Genomic DNA, 847 nt, shown 5'->3' on the forward strand with positions numbered 1-847 from the left:
GAGCGTGGCGTTGACGGGCTCGGCGAACTCGAAGATGAGACGCAGGGGATAGCTGCGGCCGATCTGCAGCGGCTGCTGCAGATCGAGCAGCTCGATGTGCAGGCCGTCCTCGGTCAGCTCCAGCGTCTGGCCTGGTTGGATCGGCAGGGACAAGTCTTGCGCCTTGGCGGGTGYGCCGGGCCCGGCCAGGCGTGCTCCAGCAGCCACCGGGGTTTCGACGCCGATCAAGCGATCCGCGCGCTGCACCTCATCGAAGCGCATGCACAGCACAGCCGTGTCGGCGTCGACGCGGGCGGTGCGAGTCCAGGGGTGCCAGATGCGCAGATGGCTGCTGAAGAACTCGCAGGCCCGTGCCGGGCGGGCCAAGCCCAGGTAGGCAGCGCTGGCGGCGAGCAGCAGTCGGCGGCGGGGCAGGGGAGAGGCGGGCATGGGCGGCAACCATCGCAGGCGCAGGTGACGGCGCTGTGACGAAGCCGATGACTCTCGGGCGTCACGCGCCTGTCGTCTTTGACCACCACACTCCGGCCCGATTCAAACGCAGCGGCGTTCTTCCATTTGCCGCCTCAACCTTCAAGCTCTGGAGTTTTCAATGAAGCTCGCCACTCTCGCCCTGGCCCTTGGCCTGGCCTCGCCGGCTTTCGCGGCCGCTCCGCTGTCCGTGGACTTTGAAAAGAACTGGTCCTATGGCGACGAGGTGGCCAACACCTACGCTGCCGACGGCGTGACCTTCACCAATGTGCTGGGGCTGTCCAACGACGCCAACTTCAGCTACTTCGGCAATGCACCGTCGCCGCTCGGCGTGGCCTTCGTGCAGCTCGATGGGGTCGTCAATACGGCTGCCTACATG

The 847-nt window shown here is 66.5% G+C and carries 2 protein-coding genes; one reads left to right on the plus strand and one right to left on the minus strand.

From position 1 onward, the window contains the following. A partial coding sequence (locus tag AC1DU6_RS33445; RefSeq protein ID WP_477862643.1) for a copper chaperone PCu(A)C occupies window positions 1-429 on the minus strand: 429 nt, incomplete at its 3' end. Between the two features lie 160 nt (window positions 430-589). Between AC1DU6_RS33445 and AC1DU6_RS33450 the strand changes: the two genes are divergently transcribed. Beyond that, a partial coding sequence (locus AC1DU6_RS33450) for a hypothetical protein (protein ID WP_477862645.1) occupies window positions 590-847 on the plus strand: 258 nt, incomplete at its 3' end.

It is taken from the genome of Roseateles sp. P5_B10, from assembly GCF_056400485.1.